Here is a 22,726-nt window from a genome sequence, read left to right on the forward strand (position 1 = left end):
CAAAACTTAGTCTGTTGCCTGTAGACCTGTCATCCGCACTCTATGAGTATTGTGCGGTGACGGAAAATAGTGAACAACCCATCAGGCAGCGATTTGGCAAAGCGATTCGGCGGCGACGGCGGGAGTTGGATATTTCCCAAGAAGAGCTGGCAGAATTGGCTGAGCTACATCGGACTTATATTTCGGATGTTGAACGAGGGGAGGTCAACCCGTCCCTTGACAATATTGAAAAGCTGGCAGCAGCATTAAATATCACAATCTCCGATCTTTTCATTCAGTACGGAATTGAGGTAGAAGATGTTATTTAAGCTGTTTTTTCATCAAATGCTAGAAAGGTAAAGTTTTTTTTTGCTAGCTTTATCTTTTCTTGGATAGGTTGTGCTATAGCAAAGGAAGCTTTTTGTTCCACTCGTAATTTTTAACCCTTATCTAAAATTGCTGCTATGGATCCTGCCACTGCATTAGCTGCAAGTGCCATTGCAAAACTCGCCTTCGATGAATTCGTTAAATCTGGGGCAGGGGAATTGGCAAAGAAATCCCTGGAAGCCACCGGAAGTCTCGTCAAGAGTTTACGGGACAAAATCCAGGCTAAGTTTAAGGGCAATTCGCGAGCCGAAGCCGCTCTTGTAGAGGTAGAAACTCAAGGGACTCCAGCCACCCTTGATAAAGTCAGCAAGTACCTAGATCTGGAAATGATGGAGGATGAAGCATTTGCGGCTGATATTCGGCAAGTGGCTCAGCAGATAATCAATATTCAGAACCAGTCAGTTTCCAATCGAGCTTATAGCAATTACGGTCGTGATCAGATCAACATAGAAACTATTCAGGGTAACCCTACAATCGGCGGTTCCTAACAATGAGCCGACAGTACGACAATCGGGGACGGGATCAGATCAACATTGAGCAAGTTCAAGGAAATGTCCTGCTTCAGGGGCGAGAAGCTCCCACCCGTCCCCGTGAGGAACTGCTGCTGCTACGAGCTGTAGAAGATGAGGTTGTTTCTCGCTTAGAGCAATCCCTTCATTATGCTGTCCTAATCAACTTGGAGAAGGAAACGCAGCCAGAGCAGGTCAACCGCCCTTGGGAGCGAGAACTCCGCATTGGCTTAAAACCTCCGACTCCTCTCCCGACCGATCAAACGATCGCCCAAGTCTTCGATGCCCCTGCTATCACGGGAAAGCTGCTGATTCTAGGGCAACCGGGAGCTGGGAAGACCACAACCCTACTAGATCTGGCAAAGGTTCTGCTGGAGCGATCGCAGGCAGACGTTCATCAGCCAATTCCTATCATCCTGAACTTATCCACTTGGAAAGATGAAAAGCAACCAATTCGAGAGTGGATAGTTGCAGAACTGAAATTAAAGTATGGAGTAAGCCTGAAACTGGCTTGCCAGTGGGTCAGCGATCGCAAATTGCTGCCCTTGCTAGATGGGTTAGACGAGGTTGCATCTGAACGGCAGGAGAGTTGTATTATTCGCATCAATGAGTTCTTGAGTTCAGAAGCTTCGCCTCTCTATGTCACAGTTTGTAGTCGATTAGCAGAATACAGGAACTTAACTAATCGGCTGAAATTGAATGGAGCGATTTGTCTAAAGGAGCTAAGGGATGAACAAATCCAAGCCTACTTGACCCAGCTCGATCGCTCTCTCTTAGGGCAGATACTTTCTCAGCATCCAGATCTATTAAACCTAGTGCGATCGCCCCTCCTGCTGAGTATTAGCCTACTGGCTTACCCTCAAAATTCAGATGAGCAGTGGCAGCAACTCCAGAGCGCTAGTGACCCGCTTCAATTTCTTTTAGATGCCTATGTAAAGCGGATGCTGCACCGTCAGTTTGAGAGTCGAGCTTATGGTAAACGTAAGTCTCCTACCGCTAGGGAAACTACAGGATGGTTGACCTGGATGGCTCGCCAGATGGAAGTGCGATGCCAGACTGAGTTCCTCATTGAAGAGTTGCAGCCTTCAATGTTGCCAAAGAAGCAAAGACGGCTATATCAATTGATTATCGGGCTGATTGTTGGGCTGATTGTTGGGCTGATTTTTGGGCTGAGTAGTGGGCTGATTGTTGGGCTGATTTTTGGGCTGATTTTTGGGCTGAGTAGTGGGCTGAGTGATGATATTGAGCCTAGGGAAAGTCTAAAGTGGTCTTGGCAAAATTTTTTACGCGGTGGGTCGATTGTTGCACTGATTGTTGGGCTGATTGTTGGGCTGATTGTTGGGCTGAGTAGTGGGCTGAGTAGTGGGCTGATTGTTGGGCTGATTAGTGGGCTGATTATTGGGCTGGTTATTGGGCTGAATGCAGAGGCAGTAGAGTTAAAAACCAGTCCAAATCAGGGAATCAAACGCTCAGCCAGAAATTTTCTGATTGTTGCGCTGATTATTGGGCTGAGTAGTGGGCTGATTGTTGGGCTGAGTGGGCTGGTTGGGCTGAGTGCTGGGCTGAGTGCTGGGCTGAGCGTTGGGCTATCTTTTTTTGGAGAGGTCTGCATCCAACACTTTATTCTTCGCCTACTGCTACATCACAATAGGCAAATCCCTTGGAACTATGCCTGTTTTCTCGACTACAGTGCCGAACACCTCCTCCTTCAATGTATTGGAGGACGTTATCGCTTTATCCACAAATACTTGCAAGACCACTTTGCCGCCATGCCCCTAGACCCAGTTGCTCACAAAAGGTAGCACGGCTACTTTCTCCCTTTTAACCTCTAAAAGTCACTGTACAAATCTAGATTTGACATAAAACTTAGTAAGACTTTTGATGTTTCGCCATCTTTCGATAGGACATTCCACATTGCTGACATTTTCCGCTTCTCCACTTTGAAGGAATGAGAAAATGAGCACCGCACTTGTGTCCTGAACATTTGGTAAGCAAAATCAGGTGATGGCGATCGCATCTATCAACCGACTGCCATTGCCACTGCGTTCGATGGTACGGAGCCTCACCATAGCAAGCAGCACAAAGTCGAATTGGTCGCGGATCGATCATCTCATCCTCTGGTGGAAACATTTGCATCAGACGCTCAATTTCTAGATCAATCAGCTTGCCTAGTTTTGTCATGTCTGTCGAGGTTGGACGCGGATTAAGGTAGAAATTTTCGCACCTATGCAAGATTTTGCCTAGCCTCAACTTTCCACCCACGCTGAAAGCATCCGCTTGAACTACTTCTTGCCGAAACCAGCGGCCGAGGTAGTGACTGATGCTTTCGCCTTCGTATGGCGGAAGGTACAGCAGCGATCGCTGCACTTCACCGTCTTCCATTTGCTCAACCATTCTCGTTACTTAATGCAATAAAACCGGCGCGATCGCCTCTACAGCTTCGCGATCGGTTGATGACATATACCCAAAGCATTAGAAACATTGAGATGATTAATTTGAGCTTTTGGATGATCGACTCTCCATGTAGCAACATCACGCAAATTCTCGTAAAGCGGTCCTAGCTGCCCCAGACAAGCACCATATAGAACGTTGACGATTTCCTGATCTTGATGCAGGTTCAAGGGGTTGTTCCACCCTAAGCTTTTCTCCCACACCTCAATTGCAGTTTTCAAATCATCTTTACTGAACAAGGTGTAGGGATGATATTTGAGAAAAGTATTGTGAATCGGAATATACTTCTGCTTCTCATGCGCCTTTGGTTCAAGCAGATCATCAAGATAAGGAGAGCCTGCTAGAACAACTGAAATTTTAAGCTTCTCACGAATTCGCATCAGTTCAGTCAACGCAGCGAATGAGAGTAAGTCAGCATTGTTAACAATTAGCTGTTTGACTTTCCGATCTCTGAGGGTTCCCCAAGTGCGCGATCGCAACTGCCGCAACGACCCGCAGTCAAGTGGATTGACTAGAAACGCCAAAATCAACCGAAACAAATCAGTTGGACTGCCGTGTTGTTCGATTTCAACGTAAGCAACTGGAGCAGGAGTGAGCAACAAACCGCCTTTCCGCCGAATGTTGTTTCCCGTGTAAAACATTAGAGATTTCATGATCCCCAGTCGATCGGTTGTCATGACACGAGCACAACTGCCAACATCGCGCCAGTGATTCAATTGAGTAAACAACTCTTCGTCTCGCGCCAACCCAACATAAGGATCAACCTCGCAAATCCGCTGAATTTCTGCTTGCTGCTGAGGCGATCGCTCCTTCTGCTTGCCCAGCTTTGGTACAGCGGCAGTCACAGCAACTTGAGCCGACTGCGCCGTCTGTGGCGCTGGCTGCTGGGAAGGGTGGGCTTCATCAGGCGGTTGAACCGCGAGGTTGGATTGACTCATAATGGCTTACCAACTGTCTTCGACAAACTCATTCCAGTTAGAAACAACATACAGTGCAGGTCTCGCTTGAACCTCAACCTGTTCCTGTGCCGATTCTAAAGGCTCTGGCGCAGCAGTTTCGACTTGAGATTCAACTTCTTTGGACTTAGACAGTGGAGGCTTCGCTTGAACCTCAACCTGTTCCTGTGCCGATTCTAAAGGCTCTGGCGCGGCAGTTTCGACTTGAGATTCAACTTCTTTAGACTTGGTTGGATTCGCTGAAGCAGCTTGTGGAGGATGAAGTTCCACGACTTTGTCAGAATGTGGAGAAGCTTTGGTAAGTCGCGTGCTTTCCTTTCTGCGACGTCCCCGCATCGTCTTGACTTGCTTAATCGAGTCGTTATACAAATCGCGCTGCTCGGCTAGGATTGAGGATTCGTCGATTGCGTTACCCTCATCTCGTATCTTTTTCTTGATTGCCTCCCATTCTCTCCAAGACAATCGTTCCGATAGCCAATCCCTAGCACGAATCGTACCTAAATACTCAGCAGGTTGACCATTCTTCTCTAAAGAATAGACAAGAATATAAACAATGTTGGTCGGGTTGTACAGGAGCATCACCTCACGCCCCTCATACGCTTTCAAGAAGTTGGCAGTTTTGTCGTACTGCCAGTTGCCTTCTTCGTCTCTACTCACGCTTGCAGTATGGATAAGCTTTCTAAACTCTACGCACCCTCGCTCTTGCACCCTTCGCTTAGTGCTTTTCATCAGGCAGATGTCGAGCGATCGCTCACTTTCGGGCATTCGCGGCTTGAAGCCCGGTAAGCCTGCCTGCCATCGCATTGAAAGCGTCTGATTGGCAACTCTGGGATACAGATGTTGGTTGTGATGGTCTACTAAATGTCGCACTAGCTTGCGATCATAGTCCTCAAAGACCACGCAAGCATACTTCTCCGGCTGGTCTGGACGCTCTTGCAGACTGCCACCCTTGAAACCAAGGATGAGGGCAGCAAACTCTGTTTTTAACGCTAGAAATAGTCGCTCTATAGTGCCACCTTGTTCTTTGTACAAACGTCGTCGCAGCTTAATTCCTAGGGCTGAGGCAACATGTTTGAGGTGAGCAGATTTGAACTCTTTAGCGCGATCGGTGACGATGTACTCAGGTAATCCGCCCGCTTCCCATTCTTTTTGCAGTTGATATTCAGGACCATACTGCTTGGGCAAAATTGCATGACGCAGTGCCAAAGCAACCTCGTGCGAACCCGCCGAGTCAAAGCTGAGGTAGTAGCCCATAACGCAGCTTGACCAGGTATCAATCACCGCTGTAATCCAGACTGAGCCAGTTAAACCTCCGCCTTCATCTGCTAATAGATTGTCTAATCGAGTATGGTCAATTTGCCACACTTGGTTACTGCGTTCAACAACAATATCTTCTTCCTCGCCTTCGTCATTAATAACTTTGATGATGATGCCAGGCCCCTGTCCAGGATTACGCACCTTGCGATTTTCCGCTTCGATGATGGGTTTCAGAACCCTATAGACAAAATCGTGGGAGGGATACTCATCCCATTTAAGTCCTAGTTCAAGCTCAGCATGGGCTTTCGCTTGCTTGAACGTCATGTTGCGAGTCATGCCCAGCTTTGCCTTGACACCGTCGTTATAAGTATTGAGGATGAACTCGGTCCAATACTGGAGTGAGTGTTTCCAGCGCTTATTGCCCTTCAACCGCCCAGCATCCGATCGCACTTCTCTAGCAATCGCAGTGAGTCCGTCTTGTCGTGCTTTTGCTAGCCAGTCTTTGACGGTGCTCGGGTGCCTCTCTAGTCGGTCAGCCCATAACCGGATTTTGTTTTCCTTGAGGTCATCCGAGGTTTGAATAATATCTTCGATCGCATCAAGCTTTCGCATCACGAATCTTCTTTTATCCAAATCCTCAATCTCTTCAGCTAGCAGCCTATGGACTGGCTGCCCATCTTGTGCAGCTAGAGTATTGACCTGGGCTAGAGGCAGGGTAGGGGACACAGGTTCTACTTCTTTCATAAGCTAGACTTATGTACTTTGGAGTGTAAAGAGCAAAAGGCAATTAACAGCTTAAACCGTTTTTGCCCGCAGGGAGCCAAAAGGCAATTAACGACTTAATCTTGACGAGAGAATAAAAAACCAAAGAAAAAGCCTAGAACTCTTGTAGGAAAAGAGTTCTAGGCTCTAAGATTAGGCTGAAGCGATTGCCTTAAACTGAACAAATAGCTCCTTAACGGACACGTTTTAAGGTGCGACCCAGGGAAGAGTAGGGGCGCACCGCAGTGCGCCCCTACAGAAATTGATATGTCGCGAAATCTGTCTAAAGGGATTTCGGTAAGGATGGGCGATCGGAAATTAGAACTGCGGCTAATCGGGTAAAATACCCCGCTGGTTCAGTCCTAAACAGTGCTATGGCGGTTTTTAACCGTATAAAAAACATATCGTTTCTGTAGGTGCGAACAACCGTTTGCGTCTACCTGTGGTTTGTTGATCTGAAAGCCGTTATCAATCAGTGGGTTCTACAAGACTTCCATTCATCCGGCTTCAATATGGGAGAAATCAAACAGAATTTGGTGAGTTTAAAAAGGTTCACCAATAAACAAATCTAGCGAGGGATGAGAACACTGGGATTTTCAGTAATCTGAAAGGTAATTTGAAAAGCAACTTTAAAGCCGTATTTTAGAAAAGTGAACGTAAGCAGTGAGTGGCTGAGCCAACAAACGAGGGCCCTAGGTGAGCGAGTAAGTACCCTATTACAACACGCTCACTCCAATTCATTACAACATCCAGAACTGTTGTCCGAAGCATTGGAAGAACTGGGTACTTCCCTGGAAGAACTCCGAATGTCTCAGGAGGTACTGAACCAGCAGAATCAGGAATTGTTAGAAGCTCATGCAGCATTAGAAGTAGAACGACAGCGCTACCAGGAGCTATTCGAATGTGCTCCTGATGGTTATTTAATCACTGACCCCGAAGGCAATATCCAGCAAGCTAATCATGCTGCTAGTTTGTTGCTCAAGGTGCCGCAGAAGTATTTGCTCGGGAAACCTCTAACCGTGTTTATGCCTCAGCCTGAGCATCAAGCTTTTTGGAACGAACTGAACCGATTGCAGCAGGTTGAACGACTTCCAGAGTGGCTCACTCGATTGCAGCCTCGCGGTGCCCCTTCTTTTGATGCAGCGCTAACGGTTACTACAGTGTTTGACTCCAAAGGTAATTCTGTGGGGTTGCGCTGGCTACTGCGAGACATCAGCGAACGCAAGCAACTCGAAGCAGCGCGGTTGCAGAATGCACTGGCTGAAATGACCAATCAGGCACTAGAAGCAGAAATTGCTCGGCGGAGACAGCTAGAGCAGGAACTGCGACAACAAGCAGAATCTCTGAATCAGGCAAGTACTCTCAAGGATGAATTTTTGGCGATCGTCTCCCACGAACTGCGATCGCCCCTCAACGCTATGTTGGGCTGGACGCAGATGCTTCGCAACAAGCAGTTAAATGAGTCAATGGTTGCTCGCGGATTGGAGACAATTGAGCGAAATGCTAGAGCGCAAGTAAAACTAGTCGAAGACTTGCTGGACATCTCTCGGATCATTCGGGGCAAGCTTTTCCTTAATATTCGGCCTATCAATCTGGTGTCAGTGATTCAAGCAGCGATTAAGTCTGCACAGCCTGCTTTCACGGCTAAAAATATTCAAATTCGGACGGTATTAGATGAATCAGCCACTTTCGTATTGGGAGATGGCGATCGCCTCCAGCAGATCGTTTGGAATTTGCTTGCTAACAGCACCAAGTTCACACCTCAACACGGACTAATTGAAGTTCGACTAGAGCGCATTGCCACTAACGCTGTGATTACCGTAAGAGACACCGGGGAAGGCATTCGTTCAAATTTTCTGCCTTACGTTTTTGATCGCTTTCGTCAGGCAGAACAGGCAACCACTCGGTGTCACGGCGGATTAGGTTTAGGACTGGCGATCGTGCGTCAATTGGTAGAAATACACGGAGGAACGGTTGAAGCAGACAGCCCAGGCGAAGGGCAAGGAGCCACTTTCACAGTCACTTTGCCTTTGCTGGTAAACAAAGAGGAAGTCAGAGGATGGGAAGAGATTTACCCTTCCAACCTCTCACCCTTTCATCCCCTCCTGGGTTTGCAAGTTTTAGTAGTTGATGATGAAGCAGACAACCGTGAATGGATAGCTGTTGTGCTGAAGGATGCTGGCGCAAACGTCAAGACAGTCACCTCAGCCAGTGAAGCTTTGCAAGTGATTCAACAGTCGCAGCCCGATATTTTAATCAGCGACGTGAGAATGCCAGAACAGGATGGCTATGCGCTAATTCGTCAGGTACGGGAAATCGAATCAGAGCGCCCAAATTTGATCCCAACTACTGCAAAGCACGCTCACCTTCCGGCGATCGCCCTAACTGCCTATGACCGAGAAGATGATGATCGCAAGCAATTGCTAGATGCAGGCTTCCAGCTTCAGCTACCTAAGCCAGTTGAGCCCACTGCACTGGTGGCAGCAGTAGTCAGTCAGATTAAGTGCGTTTGAGCCCGGGATGCTTTGCGTTACTGAACCACCACGTCTTCTGACTCTTGCAGCTTCTTCCCGATGCGAGGTTCTGTGCCTGCCATCAATCGCTGAATGTTGCTGCGGTGCCGCCAAATGACGTAAAGCCCACCTGCGATCGCCAACAGCTGATAGGGCAAAGGCTGATTCAGTGTCACGATGAGAACACAGCCTGCGATCGCCGCCACAATCGATCCCAAGGACACAATTCTAAACAGCGCCAACACGATCCCAAAGGCTGCCAGGGCACCCAACCCGACCATCCACGACATTGCCAGCAAAACACCTAGCCCTGCTGCAACTGATTTGCCGCCGCTAAAACCAATCCAGATTGATTTGCTGTGTCCAAAGATGGCAAGCAGCCCAGCGATTGTCACCGCCCAAGGCACCCAGATTTCCAGGTCAATCGATGCAGGAGTCGTAGCAACCACCGCTGGCAATGTATAGAGCCAACGCGTGAAGGCGATCGCCCCCACTCCCTTCAACACATCAATCAACAGCACTGCCAGTGCCGGCAGTTTGCCTAGCGTTCGCAAAACGTTTGTCGCGCCCGTCGAGCCAGAGCCATGCTGCCGAATGTCAATTCCTTTCAATCGCCCAATCCAGTAGCCCGTGGGAATAGCGCCCAGCAAGTAAGCCACGACCACTACGATACCGCCCCACATTGCCCACGTCGCCATTAGGACAAGCCTCACTCAAAGCAAAATCAAAAAGTATTGCACCATCAGTTTACCGTGATGCCACAGGCTTTTGTTTCGGTCTGTCAAAAGATACATTGACGCACCTAAAGAGCAGTGCTAACTTATTTGGAAATCGAATAAGTAAGTCAGCCTAATCTGGACTGGCGTTTGTCTGCGATTCAGCCTCAAACGCAAATTCAGAGCGGAGGAACCAAATTTTGGGGCTTATCGTTAGCACGGTTATGAGGCTTGTTGGTTAGGGAGATTGCTCGTTCATCCCTCATCCTTCATTCTTCATCCCTAACGAGGGACACCTCTCAGTCCTAGCCCGTCAGCTAACTCCGTCGGCATTGAGAGGAGACTGAAGAATCAGCATTTTACTACTGCTCGATACTTCAGTGTCCTCGTATACACGCAAGGACGCTTTTTTTGTGCTCTCTACCGAGCGGCACAGCGTTCCTTGGTCTGCGATCGCCTCGCACTCTCAGGAGAGTTCAATGCTGCTGCAATTCAACGTTCAGATTATTCTTGTCGCTGCTCAGGCAACATGGCGGCGATCGCTGCGTCCAGCCCTGGTTCGAGACTCGGTATTGCTCCCGCTGCTAGGGTTTGCAGGATTGATTCTACTGTGGTGGATCGTTGCTACCTTGAGAAGTGAAATGATGCCGACTCCCTGGCAGGCTCTAGTCGCAAACCTCGACTACATTCTGCATCCGTTCTACAGACGCGGTCCAGGGAATTTAGGAATTGGCTGGTTGTTAGCGGCAAGTTTGCGTCGAGTCTTGATTGGGTTTGTGTTGGGTGCTCTGGTTGCCATTCCCGTCGGCTTCTTAATTGGAATGTCAAAGCAGGCCATGCTAGCGCTGAATCCCGTTATTCAAATTCTCAAGCCCGTTTCTCCTCTGGCATGGCTACCGATCGCCCTTGCTATCTTTAACCTGGCAAACCCTTCTGCCATCTTCGTAATCTTTATTACCTCCCTTTGGCCAACCATCATCAACACAGCCTTAGGGGTATCAAGCGTTTCTAAAGACTATATTGACGTAGCGCGAGTACTAGAAATGCCCCGCTGGAGACAGGTACTCAAAATCATTCTGCCTGCAAGCTTGCCCTACATTTTCACAGGACTGCGGATCAGTTTAGGAATCGCTTGGCTGGTCATCGTTGCAGTTGAGATGCTAACAGGCGGTGTCGGAATTGGCTTCTTTGTATGGGACTCCTGGAATCGACTCAACTTGAGCTCTGTCTTCCTGGCAGTGATTGTAATCGGAGTCACAGGGCTGGTCTTGGACTACATCGTTGGCAAAATTCAGGAGTGGGTGACACACCGCCCTGCATCCCAGACCTGATCTCACTTCATTAATCGCTACACCTTGCATCACCTCATTCCCAGCAAGAGGGCTAAGCATGACTGACATTTTTGACACTCCCTGGAGTCGGAGAAGATTCATTAAACGATTTGGCGCAACCGCAAGTGGATTGGCGCTAGCTTCTTGCGTCAAAGGGAGCACGGGTTCAAATATCCTCACCCCTACTGCTCAGGCAGTTGACCAGGTTGTCGATCCCGGCACACTAGAAAAGCCAAATTTGACTGTTGGTTACGTTCCCGTGAACGATTGTGCACCGTTTGCGATCGCCCACGAAAAAGGCTTCTTTCACAAATACGGTCTAAACGTCAAGATCAACCGAGAAGCAAGCTGGGGCACCTCTCGCGACGGTGTCATCTTTGGTCGTTTGGATGCTGCACCCGTGGTTTCTGGTGCAGTAACCAATGCTCGCAGCGGAGCCGAAGGCGCACGTCACGCACCCTTATGTGCGGCGATGACGATTCACCGTCACGGCAACTCCATGACCATGAACAAAGCCATGTGGGAAAGCGGTGTGCGCCCCTGGCAGGAATACAACGGTGACTTGGAAGCCTTTGGTCAAGACTTTCGCCGTCACTTTAGCGGTCTGCCTCCAGAACGACGAGTCTGGGCAGTCGTGCTCAGTTCTTCCATTTATGAATACTTCATCCGCTATCTGTCAGCAGCGGCAGGAGTCAATCCATTAGATGAATTTCGGATCATCATCACGCCACCACCCCAAATGGTTTCTAACATTCGCATTGGCGCAATGGAAGGCTACATGGTGGCAGAACCCTGGAATACCCGCGCCATTAGTGGAAATGAAGGCGTTGGTTTTACCTTTGCTCAAGGTCGAGAGATTTGGCGGGGACACCCAGACCGCGTATTAGGTGTAATGGAACCTTTCATTGAGGAAAATCCTAAAACCTATCGATCGCTGGTCAAGGCAATGATCGAAGCCTGTCAGTATTGCAGCAATCCCAACAACCGCCAAGAGGTTGCTCAAATCATCACGGGTGTATCTTACACTGCTGCAAAACCCAAAACTTGCCAGGCACCCACCGCCATTACCGAGGAGAACATCGGCTCCCTGCCTGATTGCACCACAAAATTCACTGGACCTGCCATCTTGGGTAACTACAACTACGGTGGGTTTGACGAAAAAGAGCGGATAGTCAACGATCCTGACGAGACAACTATTTTCTTCGATATGCCTTCGACCGTTTCTACGGTACCCAATGATCACTCTACGTTTCTCTGGCAGTCGCAAAGCATTTGGCTCATGACCCAAGCCGCCCGGTGGGGGCAACTTCCAGAATTTCCTAGAAATGGGGAAGAACTGGCTAGACAAGCCTGGAGAACTGACTTGTATCGTGAGATTGCCGCAGAAATGGGCATTGAGTGTCCGGCTGATGATTACAAAGTTGAACCGCCAGAGGCATTCATTGACAACGTCGGGTTTGACCCCAGTGATCCGGTTGGCTATCTGAATAGCTTTGACATTCGAGCCGATCGCCCCACTCGTATTTTCATGTCTTGAGAATTGCGGCTCTAAACCATTCCTGATCTAGATTTCTCGCTCTACTGCAACTAGGAGTCCCACATGATTAAACCCACTGCGAACTTTGCCAACACATCTCAAACTGCAAACTCACCCAAAGAGTTTTTGGTAATTGAAAATGTGACAAAGGCTTATCCAACGCCGAATGGTGGCGAAACGGTGGTTCTCGACGACATCAACCTGAATATTGGGGAGAACGAATACATCTCCATCATCGGTCACTCCGGCTGCGGCAAATCGACTCTGCTCAAGATTGTTGGTGGACTAGAGAAGGCGACATCAGGCTCCATTTGGCTAGGCGGACGCGAAGTTCGTAAGCCCGGTGCGGAACGGATGATGGTGTTTCAGCACTATTCCCTACTGCCCTGGTTAACGGTGCGTGAAAATATCCGATTAGCTGTTGATGAAGTGCTAGACCACTTGTCTCCCGCAGACAAAAAGCAAGTGGTAAATGAACACATCGCCATGGTGAACCTGAATGCAGCGGCTGAGAAGTACCCTGATGAGCTATCCGGCGGGATGAAACAGCGGGTGGGTATTGCTAGAGCGTTGGCCATCCGCCCCAAAATGCTGCTTATGGATGAACCTTTTGGAGCGCTAGATGCCTTAACGCGCGGCAGGTTGCAGCGGCAAGTATTAGACATTTGGGAGAATCAGCGACAGGCAGTCATGATGGTGACTCACGATGTGGATGAGGCGTTGTATATGAGCGATCGCATCATCATGATGACCAACGGCCCGCACGCCAAGATAGGTGAAATCCTAGACGTCCCCTTTGAGCATCCCCGCGTTCTGAAAGAACTGCGATCGCAGTCCACCTACTACGACTTGCGAAACCATGCGCTGAATTTCCTCGATCAGCACTTCAGCCAAGATGACTAACCTGTTGGGGTTGGCGATCGATTATTAACTACTTCCTTCTCAGTTAAAGATTAGGTACCAAAAGATTCAGGGATGCAGCCCCACTTAGCAGGGCTGCATCCCTGAATCTTTTAGTGGAAGAGTAACTATATAGTTACGGTTAGTGATTATTGCACCCTAGCCACAATCTCTTTACTGAATGTGATGTAGGTTGGGTGAAACAACGTGTAAGCTAACACTCACCTAGATTCTGTTGGGTTACGCATTCGCTTCACCCAACCTACGATACATACATAGTTTTAGAAGTTTTGTCAGTCAACCAGGAGTGAGACACCACAGCGGTTTTCGTTCGCAGTTGGCTGGAACTCTTAACCGTTTGTAGGATAACCCGCAAAGTTATCTGCATCACACTCCTCTTGGTAACAAAAGTAGCCTAATGGTGGAGGACTAAACTAATTGCGATCAGGCATCCTAGTAGACAGGATCGAAAGAATAATGGCTGGGGATCATGACGAACTGTGTAGAAAACCATTTAGCTCGACTTAAATGCAGTACCAAAGCAGAATGGAATTCTCAATATAAATAGAGCCAAGATTCTCCAAATTCTCTAAACCGTCCTTCCGATTAAAACAAATCATTTCTTAACCTTTTTAGTCCAACTACTATGAAAAAAACAGAAGGCGTAAAGCTTGAAACTGTACTGACACACCTGCAGAATACTCTGGGGCAAGAAGACTGGGTCAAACAAATCTTGTTGCTGCGAGGAGCAAAGTCAAATATTGCATCTCGCAAAACAATCAACTTGATTGTTGGCTACAACGGCTCTTTCAGTAGTCAAGCAGCCTTAGACCTAACGCTATGGATTGCCCACCAAATTCGCCTAGCCACGAAAAAGCAAGTCACTGTCCATGTGGTTTATGTAGTAGAAGACCTTCAGAGCCTTCAGCAGTCTAGCGATTTTGGCACTTTGAATAGCGGGCAGCATTCTGAGTTGAGCCAGTCTGTATCTCAGTTACCTCAGTTCACCTCTAATGTCGCGACTTTAATGCGATCGCCCCTAGAACTCAGCCCTTCACGCACCACCGTTTGCAGTACCTCCTGTCACCCTAGCCCCGACGCATCACTGAGTGCACTAGAAAAAGCCGACTGTATCCTCTGGCAAGCTCGATGCATGGCAGAAGAGTGGCGTGGCTCTCTTGATGCCCATCTGCGCTTTGGCACAGTAGCAGGTGAACTACGTGAGGTTGTGGAGTCTCTACACGCCGATTTGCTGGTTTTGGGCTGCACTTCTGCTAATCATCGGCTGATTCGTCAACTCACTCGTCGCTTTCCTTGCTCGGTGGTAGGTATACCCACTCAGGCAGCAGTTGCTTAACAGGTAAGTTTACAACGATGCAATGGGCAGCTTTTTGTCTGCCCATTGCGTCAACCAGGTGAGCTTTTTCTGTTTAGCTCCTGGGAGCGTACATCATGATTAAAACGCCGATCAATACAACCCAGCCGCCCAAAAGGTCAAACTTGTCCGGTCTGATCTGATCCACTAGCCAGCCCCACAAAATAGACATCGCAATAAACACACCCCCATAAGCAGCATAAGCACGTCCAAAATGAGTCGGTTGCAGCGTCGGAACGGCACCGTACAGTCCGAGTATCACCACTCCAATTAGCGCTAACCAATAACTCTTTCCCTCCCGCAACGCCAACCAAACCAGATAGCCACCGCCAATTTCACAGACTCCAGCCAGGACAAAAAACAACATTGACTGAATCACGGGCACATCCTCTTCGACCTTTCCCCGACAAATCTTCCTATGTAGGTTGGGTTCCGCTCTGCTTCACCCAACCTACGATATACCCATAGTTTTGGGAGTTTCGCTATGCGGTATTATCGGAAGGAGTTGCTTAACAGAGAGTTGAGAGCAAAATGTCTCTACAAAACACTTTTTACTGCATTTCTCCCCCATCTGCCCGCATCCACTAGGGCAGGACAAGCAAAGATTTTTTCAGGTTGATTGCTTGAATCTCTTTTGAGCATTGCTGAAGCCAGATACAAGTTCGCAACTTATCCAGTTGCGCGAACTTGCATTTCTGACTAGCGATCGCCCCTATTAATCCTGCCCTCGCTTCTAAACGGTTCATTGACCTTTGCGGGAATAAGGATTTTTTCCATGAAAACTCAAGTCAACGCTCAAGCGATCGCTCGCCTTGGGCTAGTTTCGATTTTGCTCGCAGCAACGCTGTGGGGCACGGTTGGGGTGGTGATTCAAGCGCTGTATCGGTTGAGCGACACCAATCCCCTTTCGGTTGGCTTTTTGCGGCTAGCGCTCTCGCTGCCGCTGCTGTTTGTAGTTTGCGGGTTTACTTTGGGACGCAAAACGTTTCGGGTAGCGCGGCGCGATTTGGGGCTGATGCTGCTGATTGGTGCAATGACTGCGCTGTATCAGGTTTGCTATTTCTCAGCGATTACCCATATTGGTGTAGCAGCAGCGACGCTGATTGCACTTTGCGTTGCGCCGGTCTGGGTGGCACTGCTGGCAACCGTTCTATTGCGCGAACGGATGACTCGCGGCGTTTTCTTAGCAGGAAGCTGTGCGATCGCCGGAACAATTCTATTAGTCGGCATACAGCCCGATTCTGAAATGCAGTCAATGGGGTTGGGTGTGTTGCTAGCGCTGGGTTCAGCCTTGGGCTACGCAGTGGTTGCGCTGTGTGGGCGATCGCTAGCCGAGCGCTATCATCCGCTGCAAACGCTGACCATTGGGTTTGGCTCTGGAGCAGTCATTCTCCTACCGTTTGCCCTGGGAACTGGATTGGCAGTCAACTACTCCGGTCTGGGCTGGTTAGCGCTGCTGTATCTGGGCATCATCCCGACAGCCCTCGCCTATCTGCTCTACTTTGGTGGAATTCGCCATACCACCGCGACCGTTGCCAGTATTGCAACCCTGCTGGAGCCGCTTGTCTCGACTGTATTAGCCTGGTGGCTGCTGAATGAGCAACTGGGTTCGCTGGGAATAGTTGGGGCAGTGTTGCTATTGGGGGCGATCGGATTGCTGTACTTGGAAGATGGAAGGAGGAAGGATTAACTAGTTATCAGCAGGAGCTTGATATACAACCCGGTAGGATGTGTTAGTGCAGCGTAACGTATCGTTCTCTAAGAATTAATGCGTTTGCTCGTTCCCAAGCTCCGGCTTGGGAACACGTTTTGGAAGCTCCCGCTTCCAGTGCCACCATAGAGGAAGCGGGAATTTCCTTGATTACACTGCCAAACTGGAGCTTGAGCTGGTTAACTGACAAAACCTTTAAAGCCATTGATATGCCGTAGGTTGGGTGAAGCATCGCGGAACCCAACCGAATTGAGGCAGGAGTTGAGTTCCGCTTTGCTCCACCCAACCTACATCAGGAGATTTGTCAGTCAATCAGAGAGCTTGAGAACTAGTCCAGCTTGAGAAGTAGATAATGCTGGAGATTAGCAACTAGGCAAAGCCGCAACGCCACTATAACCTCGTCTTCAGGTAAGAACTTATGGCTCTTTTTATTAATCATTGGATAAAGTGTCCCTTAGAACAAGCTAGAGGACTTGGTAGTTGTCGTACCGGAGTCTACATACTCGTTTTAGTTAAAGCGCCTGTAGAAGAAACCGCTCAAGCGTTAAGCACTACAAGAGGAATGAATGTTTGGGAGAAAAATGTATATGGGCAGGAAATTAAAATCCTTTATGAAAGCACTTTTGTACTTCGTTTTTGGAGGCATTCCTGGAGCATGATTTATATGCCTTCTGTCATAGCTTCTCGAATTGACGAAAATCGGCGGGTTGGGGATTTGAGTAAATATAGATCTCTCGTGCGTCCGCCGTATGTTACGGAGCCACAACAGCTTGAAGAAATCCCAGAGTTAGCCAAACCAAAACGAAAGTTCAATGTGTTGCAAGACCAGGACACTTTAGAGTTATCTAAATTGCTCAATACTCACGCTATTTATTACTGGGATAGTGATGGAGAGTTTATTGAATATCAGCTGTACAGCAATGGTGCGTTACAAGAAAAATTCTTCTATGAGGTAGGTTTTCCTATCCAGTTTCAGTCCGAGCTGAGGCGTTCTAATTTTCATAGAATCAGAGATATTCGTAAAATCAGAGATAGAGAAATTAGGGATAGAACCGCTTTTTCCTTCATGGACGAGTTCCTTAAACAGCAGGATGCTTATATTCCTGACTTGGCTGTGGTAGAACACGTGGTGAATGAAGATCTGGTTGTTGAAGTTAAAGATCTTGCACCTGATGGTATTGAACGAGTGGATTATTTAGCCTTCCAGTAGAGAACTAGCTAGTTCCTAAGCTGAAGCGTAGGAGCCAGTTATGGTGCGATTCTGATTAGTCGTGCGGAATTTAGAGGTTCTACTTCTAACGTTAGGCAATCGGAGGCAGAGCCTTTATTTGGGATCACCAATCAGAGGCTAAGAACTGGGGAAGCCAAAGGTTAGGGATCAGAGACTTCAGATTTTAATCCCGGAACTGTACTTTGAAGGGAGAGGCTTCTGGTTCTAAACCAGAAAGTTCCGGTTCTGAACTGGAACTTTTCGGCTTTGACCTCGGAACTTCTGATTTGAAATTGAAAACTTCCTGTTTGAAATTAGAACGTTCCAGTTTAAACCTGAAAACTTTCGGTTTAGAATCGAAAATTTCTTATTTGAGATTAGAACGTTGCGGTTTAACCCTGAAAGCTTTCGGTTTGAAATTAGAACGTTGCGGTTTCAAACTGAAAATTTCCTGTCTCAAACTAGAAGCTTCAAACTGAGAACTCGAAATTGCCAGTTTTGAGGGCGATCGCCTCCTCCCAACTCCCAATCGCCTCACCCTCACTTCCCCGACCCGCCGCTTACTTTTGCCTTATAACCAAGCTGGATCAGAAATTGGGCAATCTTCTGAGCATGATCGCCCTGAATTTCAATTTCATTGTCCTTGATCGTTCCACCTGCCCCACACTGGGCTTTAAGCTGCTTCAGCAAAGCCGCCAGCGTTTCAGAATTGGATTGGAAACCACTGATTACTGTGACCGTTTTGCCCTTTCGTCCCTTGCGGGAAGCCTGCACCTTCAGGTTTTGCTGATTGGGCGGCAGGTCAGGTGTGCCCCGTTGCATCGCAGCCGAGTTATCGGGCGTACCGAACTCGGAGTAGACGACGCGATCTTTACCTGACTTTTGTGAATCAGATGATTTACCTTTAGAAGCCGCCATATCCCAAAACCTCCTATCGGAAAGCAATTCACCGCGTCTTTGCAGAATAGCAATTGTTCTATTTTCTGGAATGTTTCTATCTTCCAGGATTTCTCTATAATGGGGGCTAATCCATTATCTTAAATTGGGTCTGTGACACGTACTCCCCTTTCCCCCAGCCAAAATACCACCGATGCTCCTAGCATTTCAGAATCGACTCAGCGACCAGATAACCTAGGACGGTTCGGACGATTTGGCGGCAAGTACGTGCCTGAAACCTTGATGCCTGCTTTGACAGAGCTAGAGACTGCATTCTACGAATATCGTGATCAGCCAGAGTTTCAGCAAGAGCTGCAAGGGCTGATGCGCGATTATGTAGGACGACCCAGTCCGCTCTACTTTGCTGAACGGCTAACGCAGCATTACGCTCGACCCGATGGTACAGGCGCACAGATTTACTTAAAGCGAGAAGACCTAAACCACACCGGTGCACACAAGATTAACAATGCGCTAGGGCAGGTGTTGCTGGCAAAGCGAATGGGCAAACAGCGGATTATTGCCGAAACGGGGGCAGGACAGCACGGCGTAGCGACTGCAACGGTTTGCGCTCGATTTGGTTTGACCTGCATCATCTACATGGGCGTCCACGATATGGAGCGGCAGTCGCTCAACGTGTTTCGGATGCGCCTGATGGGGGCAGAGGTGCGCCCGGTCGCAGCTGGAACCGGAACGTTGAAAGATGCCACGTCTGAAGCAATTCGCGATTGGGTAACGAATGTGGAAACGACCCATTACATTCTTGGCTCCGTGGCTGGGCCACATCCTTACCCCATGATCGTGAGAGACTTTCAAGCCATTATTGGACAGGAAACCAGAGTCCAGTGTCAGGAGAAATGGGGTGGATTGCCAGACATTCTCCTCGCGTGTATTGGCGGCGGCTCGAACGCAATGGGTCTGTTTAACGAATTCGTGAATGAACCCAGCGTCAGAATGATTGGCGTAGAGGCGGCCGGTGAAGGCGTTGATACAGGCAAACATGCCGCAACTTTGACCCAAGGACGAGTTGGTGTGCTGCACGGAGCAATGAGCTATCTGCTGCAAGACCAGGATGGTCAGGTGATTGAGCCTCATTCGATTAGTGCGGGATTGGACTATCCCGGTGTTGGGCCAGAACACAGCTTCCTTAAAGACGAAGGACGGGCAGAGTATTACAGCGTGACGGACCAGGAAGCGATAGACGGATTCCAGCAGCTTTCTCGGTTGGAAGGGATTATTCCAGCGCTGGAGACGGCTCATGCGATCGCCTTCCTCAACACGCTCTGCCCTCAACTTACAGGCAACCCTCGCATCGTGATCAACTGCTCAGGACGAGGCGACAAAGATGTGCAAACGGCTGCCAAGCTTTTAGACATGACCAGCTAGCTATTGCAGATCGCTATCGTGGAGTAGATAGGCTTACTCCACGATGGTTCACATGGTTCGTTTTATTTCGTTTGCAAGATTTGCTGCATTTTGGGTTGGTGGCGCAGGTTTGTTGGCGATCGCTTCCTGCCAAGAAGTTACTTCTGAAGTGCTGCCACAGCTACGTCCGGCTGAGCAACCTGAGCAGTCCGCTTCCCCTTCAGAAAGCCAGCCTCCCAGCCCTTACGCTGAGCTAGAACAGGCAGTTCACACTCAGATTAATCAATATCGCGCAGAACAAGGGCTACCACCGCTAGAGCTAAACGCTGAGATGAGTGAAATTGCCCGTCAACACAGTCAGGCAATGGCAGACGGGCAAGCTTCCTTTAGTCATGATGGGTTTGAGCAGCGGGGGCAGGCGATCGCCCGCAAAATTCCATTCCGAACGGTTGCTGAAAATCTCGCCTTTAATCAGGGTTTTGCTGACCCTGTAACGCAAGCCGTAGAAGGCTGGATCGACAGTCCCGGACATCACGCTAACATTAAAGGCAACTTTGACCTGACGGGCATTGGTGTGGTCAAAAATGAGCAAGGGGAATACTACCTGACGCAGCTTTTTGTGAAGCGGCTGTTGCCGTTTTAGGGGTATTGGTCACTGGTCGCTGGGTCAGTGACTAAACTCAGACTTTTGAATACTAGAATTGGTCTAGTTTCTCCAGTGTGGCTTGATGGAATTTGAATTTCAGGTGTGCGATCGCGATCTCTCCGATGAGATTCTTTCTGAGTATTTGCAGGCGGAGGCGATCGCTGTTGATACCGAAACGATGGGATTGTTGCCACAGCGCGATCGCCTTTGTTTGGTGCAGCTTTGTGACCCCAAAGGAAACGTAGCGGTCGTTCGCATCGCACTGGGGCAAACCGAGGCACCCAAACTTAAACAGGTTCTAGAGTCCTACAGCACCGTTAAGGTGTTTCACTTTGCCCGCTTTGACCTGGCGACGTTGCAGCATCACTTAAACATTCAAGTTCAACCGACCTTCTGCACTAAAATTGCCAGCAAGCTAGCCCGCACCTACACGCCCCGTCATGGATTGAAGGATCTGGTGCAGGAGCTAGAGAGAGTTGAGCTGGACAAAAGCGCCCAAAGCTCTGATTGGGGAAATGCTGCCAACCTATCTGAGGAACAGCTTCGCTACGCGGCAAATGATGTACGCTATTTGCTCAGCGTCAGGATCAGACTGACCGAAATGCTGAAGCGAGAGGGACGCTGGGAGCTAGCTCAGGAGTGCTTTGCCTGTCTACCTACCATCGTCAAGCTAGACCTGATGCAGTATTCCAGCATCTTTGAGCATTAATTCAACATGAAAATTGCAACCTGGAACGTTAACTCAATTCGCACTCGAATGGAACATGTGACCAACTGGTTGCAGGAGAATCCTGTAGATGTGCTTTGTGTGCAGGAAACGAAGGTTGTGGATGAGGACTTTCCGCGATCGCCCTTAGAAGCTTTGGGCTATCACCTCTACATCTACGGGCAAAAGTCCTACAACGGTGTAGCACTGATTAGCCGCGCTCCGCTCACCGATGTGAAAATGGGCTTCTCAGCCGTTCTTCCCGAAACCCTGGTGGATGACCTTGATGACCAAAAGCGTGTGATCAGCGGCATCGTCAACGATCAGGTGCGACTAATTAACCTTTACGTACCCAACGGCTCTTCAGTCGGCAGCGATAAATATGAGTACAAACTGCGCTGGCTAAAAACCTTGCGGGAGTATGTACAAGCTTTGATGCTTCAGTTACCCAACAACCTATTGATCTGCGGCGACTTCAACATTGCCCTTGAAGACCTGGATATTCATAATCCTCAAGGGCGCGAAAAAATGGTGATGGCAACCGACCTGGAGCGGGAAAGCCTGAAAGCCGTCCTGGATTTGGGACTTCAGGACGTGTTTCGCAAATTTAACCAGGAAGGGGGACAGTACAGTTGGTGGGACTATCGCACCGCCGCTTTTCGTCGCAACCTTGGCTGGCGGATTGACCACCACTACGCCACTCAACCCCTTTATGACTCCGCAAAAAGCTGCACCATCGACATAGCTCCCCGCAAACTCGAAAAGCCCAGCGATCACGCCCCCGTTATTGTGGAACTTTAATCAGAACTAAGAATTACGTTGGAGGACAGCATTTACCGAAGAAACTTTTGGCTGAACCTGTAAATTTCACACCTTGACCTAACCTAATCCACAGATGAACGAGCAAGCTTGGCAAGTCGATCCGCAATCCAGATCTTGATAATCGATTGGCGGGTTACTCCGAGCCGCTTAGCTTCCTGGTCCAATGCAGCAACCATCCATGTTGGAAAATCAACATCAATCTGTTGCTGTTCGTATCCAGGACGTTTTGCTTGAGGGAGGTCTAGAGAAGCGGTGATATCCTCTCCGTTGTCAAATTTGCTATCAAATTCGGTTGCTTTCATAAACTTTCACCTCTTCTACACGAGAGCAACGAACAGAAATAATGCGAATCTTGCCCTTTCGATAGGTAATTACCGCTGACCAATGCTTCTGAAGAATTTTGCCAATCACTAAGTATCTTGGCTCATCTTCAGTCTTTGCTGGAATCTCAATTCTGGCAGGATCAGCCCACAGTCTCTGTGCTTCTACAAAGTCAATCTTGTGCTTCTCCTGATTAGATTCGCTCTTAGATGAATCATACTCAAACTCCATAGGCTGTATGAGTCATACGCTCCTTTCCTCAGCGTTCTCTCACTCATCTTAATTTCTGCCTTGAGTGGAGCGATCGCACACCTCACATAAATCTTGAGCTACCCTACG

Annotated in this window: 24 protein-coding genes and 1 riboswitch; of the genes, 15 read left to right on the forward strand and 9 right to left on the reverse strand. The window is 48.7% G+C overall.

Translation table 11 applies throughout. The annotated features are described in order from the left end of the window. The first annotated feature begins 56 nt into the window (after positions 1 to 56). From H6F88_RS34060 to H6F88_RS34065, 3 genes are all read left to right on the forward strand, one after another. Positions 57 to 308 (forward strand): helix-turn-helix domain-containing protein, encoded by a 252-nt coding sequence (locus H6F88_RS34060; RefSeq protein WP_190644042.1) that lies wholly within the window; start codon positions 57 to 59, stop codon positions 306 to 308. 135 nt (positions 309 to 443) lie between these two features. Beyond that, a complete protein-coding gene (locus H6F88_RS17630; RefSeq protein ID WP_190644043.1) occupies positions 444 to 854 on the forward strand; it encodes a hypothetical protein in 411 nt (136 codons plus the stop codon). 2 nt (positions 855 to 856) lie between these two features. Continuing rightward, the gene (locus H6F88_RS34065; protein WP_190644044.1) at positions 857 to 2,677 is read left to right on the forward strand and encodes an NACHT domain-containing protein; all 1,821 of its coding nucleotides are present in this window, start codon (positions 857 to 859) and stop codon (positions 2,675 to 2,677) included. A 64-nt stretch (positions 2,678 to 2,741) separates the two neighbouring features. On the opposite strand, the gene H6F88_RS17640 is transcribed toward H6F88_RS34065, so the two are convergent. From H6F88_RS17640 to H6F88_RS17650, 3 genes are read right to left on the reverse strand one after another with little or no spacing between them, the layout of a single operon-like run. After that, complete coding sequence (locus H6F88_RS17640; RefSeq protein ID WP_199333660.1) at positions 2,742 to 3,269, reverse strand: TniQ family protein; 528 nt, start codon at positions 3,267 to 3,269, stop codon at positions 2,742 to 2,744. A 38-nt stretch (positions 3,270 to 3,307) separates the two neighbouring features. Further along, the gene (locus tag H6F88_RS17645; RefSeq protein WP_190644045.1) at positions 3,308 to 4,264 is read right to left on the reverse strand and encodes an AAA family ATPase; all 957 of its coding nucleotides are present in this window, start codon (positions 4,262 to 4,264) and stop codon (positions 3,308 to 3,310) included. A 6-nt stretch (positions 4,265 to 4,270) separates the two neighbouring features. Next, positions 4,271 to 6,283, reverse strand: coding sequence for a Mu transposase C-terminal domain-containing protein (locus H6F88_RS17650; protein ID WP_190644046.1), 2,013 nt, complete (start codon positions 6,281 to 6,283; stop codon positions 4,271 to 4,273). 776 nt (positions 6,284 to 7,059) lie between these two features. Here H6F88_RS17650 and H6F88_RS17655 point away from each other — a divergent pair. Continuing rightward, positions 7,060 to 8,814, forward strand: coding sequence for an ATP-binding protein (locus tag H6F88_RS17655; protein WP_190644047.1), 1,755 nt, complete (start codon positions 7,060 to 7,062; stop codon positions 8,812 to 8,814). Positions 8,815 to 8,831: 17 nt separating this feature from the next. Here the strand turns inward: H6F88_RS17655 and plsY are convergent, their stop codons facing one another. Next, on the reverse strand, positions 8,832 to 9,512 hold the full coding sequence (gene plsY, locus H6F88_RS17660; RefSeq protein ID WP_190644048.1) for a glycerol-3-phosphate 1-O-acyltransferase PlsY: 681 nt from the start codon (positions 9,510 to 9,512) through the stop codon (positions 8,832 to 8,834). A 171-nt stretch (positions 9,513 to 9,683) separates the two neighbouring features. Next, positions 9,684 to 9,877, forward strand: a riboswitch (cyclic di-AMP (ydaO/yuaA leader). A 132-nt stretch (positions 9,878 to 10,009) separates the two neighbouring features. On the opposite strand from plsY, the gene ntrB reads away from it, so the two are divergent. The 4 genes from ntrB to H6F88_RS17680 all read left to right on the forward strand — a co-directional run bounded on the left by ntrB (position 10,010) and on the right by H6F88_RS17680 (position 14,655). Further along, complete coding sequence (ntrB, locus tag H6F88_RS17665; protein ID WP_190644136.1) at positions 10,010 to 10,861, forward strand: nitrate ABC transporter permease; 852 nt, start codon at positions 10,010 to 10,012, stop codon at positions 10,859 to 10,861. A 58-nt stretch (positions 10,862 to 10,919) separates the two neighbouring features. Further along, the gene (locus H6F88_RS17670) at positions 10,920 to 12,398 is read left to right on the forward strand and encodes an ABC transporter substrate-binding protein (protein WP_190644049.1); all 1,479 of its coding nucleotides are present in this window, start codon (positions 10,920 to 10,922) and stop codon (positions 12,396 to 12,398) included. A gap of 63 nt (positions 12,399 to 12,461) precedes the next feature. Continuing rightward, on the forward strand, positions 12,462 to 13,301 hold the full coding sequence (locus H6F88_RS17675; protein ID WP_190644050.1) for an ABC transporter ATP-binding protein: 840 nt from the start codon (positions 12,462 to 12,464) through the stop codon (positions 13,299 to 13,301). Positions 13,302 to 13,944: 643 nt separating this feature from the next. After that, a complete protein-coding gene (locus tag H6F88_RS17680; RefSeq protein ID WP_190644051.1) occupies positions 13,945 to 14,655 on the forward strand; it encodes a universal stress protein in 711 nt (236 codons plus the stop codon). Between the two features lie 73 nt (positions 14,656 to 14,728). On the opposite strand, the gene H6F88_RS17685 is transcribed toward H6F88_RS17680, so the two are convergent. Next, positions 14,729 to 15,040 (reverse strand): YnfA family protein, encoded by a 312-nt coding sequence (locus tag H6F88_RS17685; RefSeq protein ID WP_190644137.1) that lies wholly within the window; start codon positions 15,038 to 15,040, stop codon positions 14,729 to 14,731. A 408-nt stretch (positions 15,041 to 15,448) separates the two neighbouring features. On the opposite strand from H6F88_RS17685, the gene H6F88_RS17690 reads away from it, so the two are divergent. Beyond that, a complete protein-coding gene (locus tag H6F88_RS17690; protein WP_190644052.1) occupies positions 15,449 to 16,363 on the forward strand; it encodes a DMT family transporter in 915 nt (304 codons plus the stop codon). A 43-nt stretch (positions 16,364 to 16,406) separates the two neighbouring features. Here the strand turns inward: H6F88_RS17690 and H6F88_RS17695 are convergent, their stop codons facing one another. After that, entirely contained in the window at positions 16,407 to 16,616 is a 210-nt protein-coding gene (locus H6F88_RS17695) for a hypothetical protein (protein WP_190644053.1), read from the reverse strand. 186 nt (positions 16,617 to 16,802) lie between these two features. Here H6F88_RS17695 and H6F88_RS17700 point away from each other — a divergent pair, with 186 nt between their 5' ends. Together H6F88_RS17700 and H6F88_RS17705 are read left to right on the forward strand one after the other, a co-directional pair. Next, entirely contained in the window at positions 16,803 to 17,594 is a 792-nt protein-coding gene (locus H6F88_RS17700; RefSeq protein ID WP_190644054.1) for a hypothetical protein, read from the forward strand. Positions 17,595 to 17,797: 203 nt separating this feature from the next. Continuing rightward, positions 17,798 to 18,073, forward strand: a complete 276-nt coding sequence (locus H6F88_RS17705; RefSeq protein WP_190644055.1) for a hypothetical protein — start codon at positions 17,798 to 17,800, stop codon at positions 18,071 to 18,073. 61 nt (positions 18,074 to 18,134) lie between these two features. Here H6F88_RS17705 and H6F88_RS17710 read toward each other — a convergent pair whose 3' ends face one another. After that, positions 18,135 to 18,512, reverse strand: coding sequence for a translation initiation factor (locus tag H6F88_RS17710; RefSeq protein WP_190644056.1), 378 nt, complete (start codon positions 18,510 to 18,512; stop codon positions 18,135 to 18,137). A 183-nt stretch (positions 18,513 to 18,695) separates the two neighbouring features. On the opposite strand from H6F88_RS17710, the gene trpB reads away from it, so the two are divergent. The 4 genes from trpB (at position 18,696) to xth (ending at position 22,045) form a co-directional block, all read left to right on the forward strand. Next, entirely contained in the window at positions 18,696 to 19,913 is a 1,218-nt protein-coding gene (gene trpB / locus H6F88_RS17715) for a tryptophan synthase subunit beta (protein WP_347277711.1), read from the forward strand. A 52-nt stretch (positions 19,914 to 19,965) separates the two neighbouring features. Then, positions 19,966 to 20,535, forward strand: coding sequence for a CAP domain-containing protein (locus H6F88_RS17720; RefSeq protein WP_190644058.1), 570 nt, complete (start codon positions 19,966 to 19,968; stop codon positions 20,533 to 20,535). Positions 20,536 to 20,617: 82 nt separating this feature from the next. Next, on the forward strand, positions 20,618 to 21,247 hold the full coding sequence (locus tag H6F88_RS17725) for a ribonuclease H-like domain-containing protein (RefSeq protein ID WP_347277334.1): 630 nt from the start codon (positions 20,618 to 20,620) through the stop codon (positions 21,245 to 21,247). 6 nt (positions 21,248 to 21,253) lie between these two features. Then, positions 21,254 to 22,045: an exodeoxyribonuclease III gene (gene xth, locus H6F88_RS17730; protein WP_190644060.1), complete on the forward strand. Its 792-nt coding sequence runs from the start codon at positions 21,254 to 21,256 to the stop codon at positions 22,043 to 22,045. Positions 22,046 to 22,128: 83 nt separating this feature from the next. Here the strand turns inward: xth and H6F88_RS17735 are convergent, their stop codons facing one another. Then, the gene (locus H6F88_RS17735; protein WP_190644061.1) at positions 22,129 to 22,368 is read right to left on the reverse strand and encodes a CopG family transcriptional regulator; all 240 of its coding nucleotides are present in this window, start codon (positions 22,366 to 22,368) and stop codon (positions 22,129 to 22,131) included. Next, positions 22,349 to 22,618 carry a BrnT family toxin gene (locus H6F88_RS17740; protein ID WP_190644062.1) on the reverse strand — a complete coding sequence of 90 codons (270 nt, stop codon included), beginning with the start codon at positions 22,616 to 22,618 and terminating at the stop codon, positions 22,349 to 22,351. The genes H6F88_RS17735 and H6F88_RS17740 overlap by 20 nt, the downstream gene beginning before the upstream one ends. Positions 22,619 to 22,726: the final 108 nt, after the last annotated feature.

The organism is Oculatella sp. FACHB-28 (assembly GCF_014696015.1).
GTDB lineage: Bacteria > Cyanobacteriota > Cyanobacteriia > Elainellales > Elainellaceae > JAAUTN01.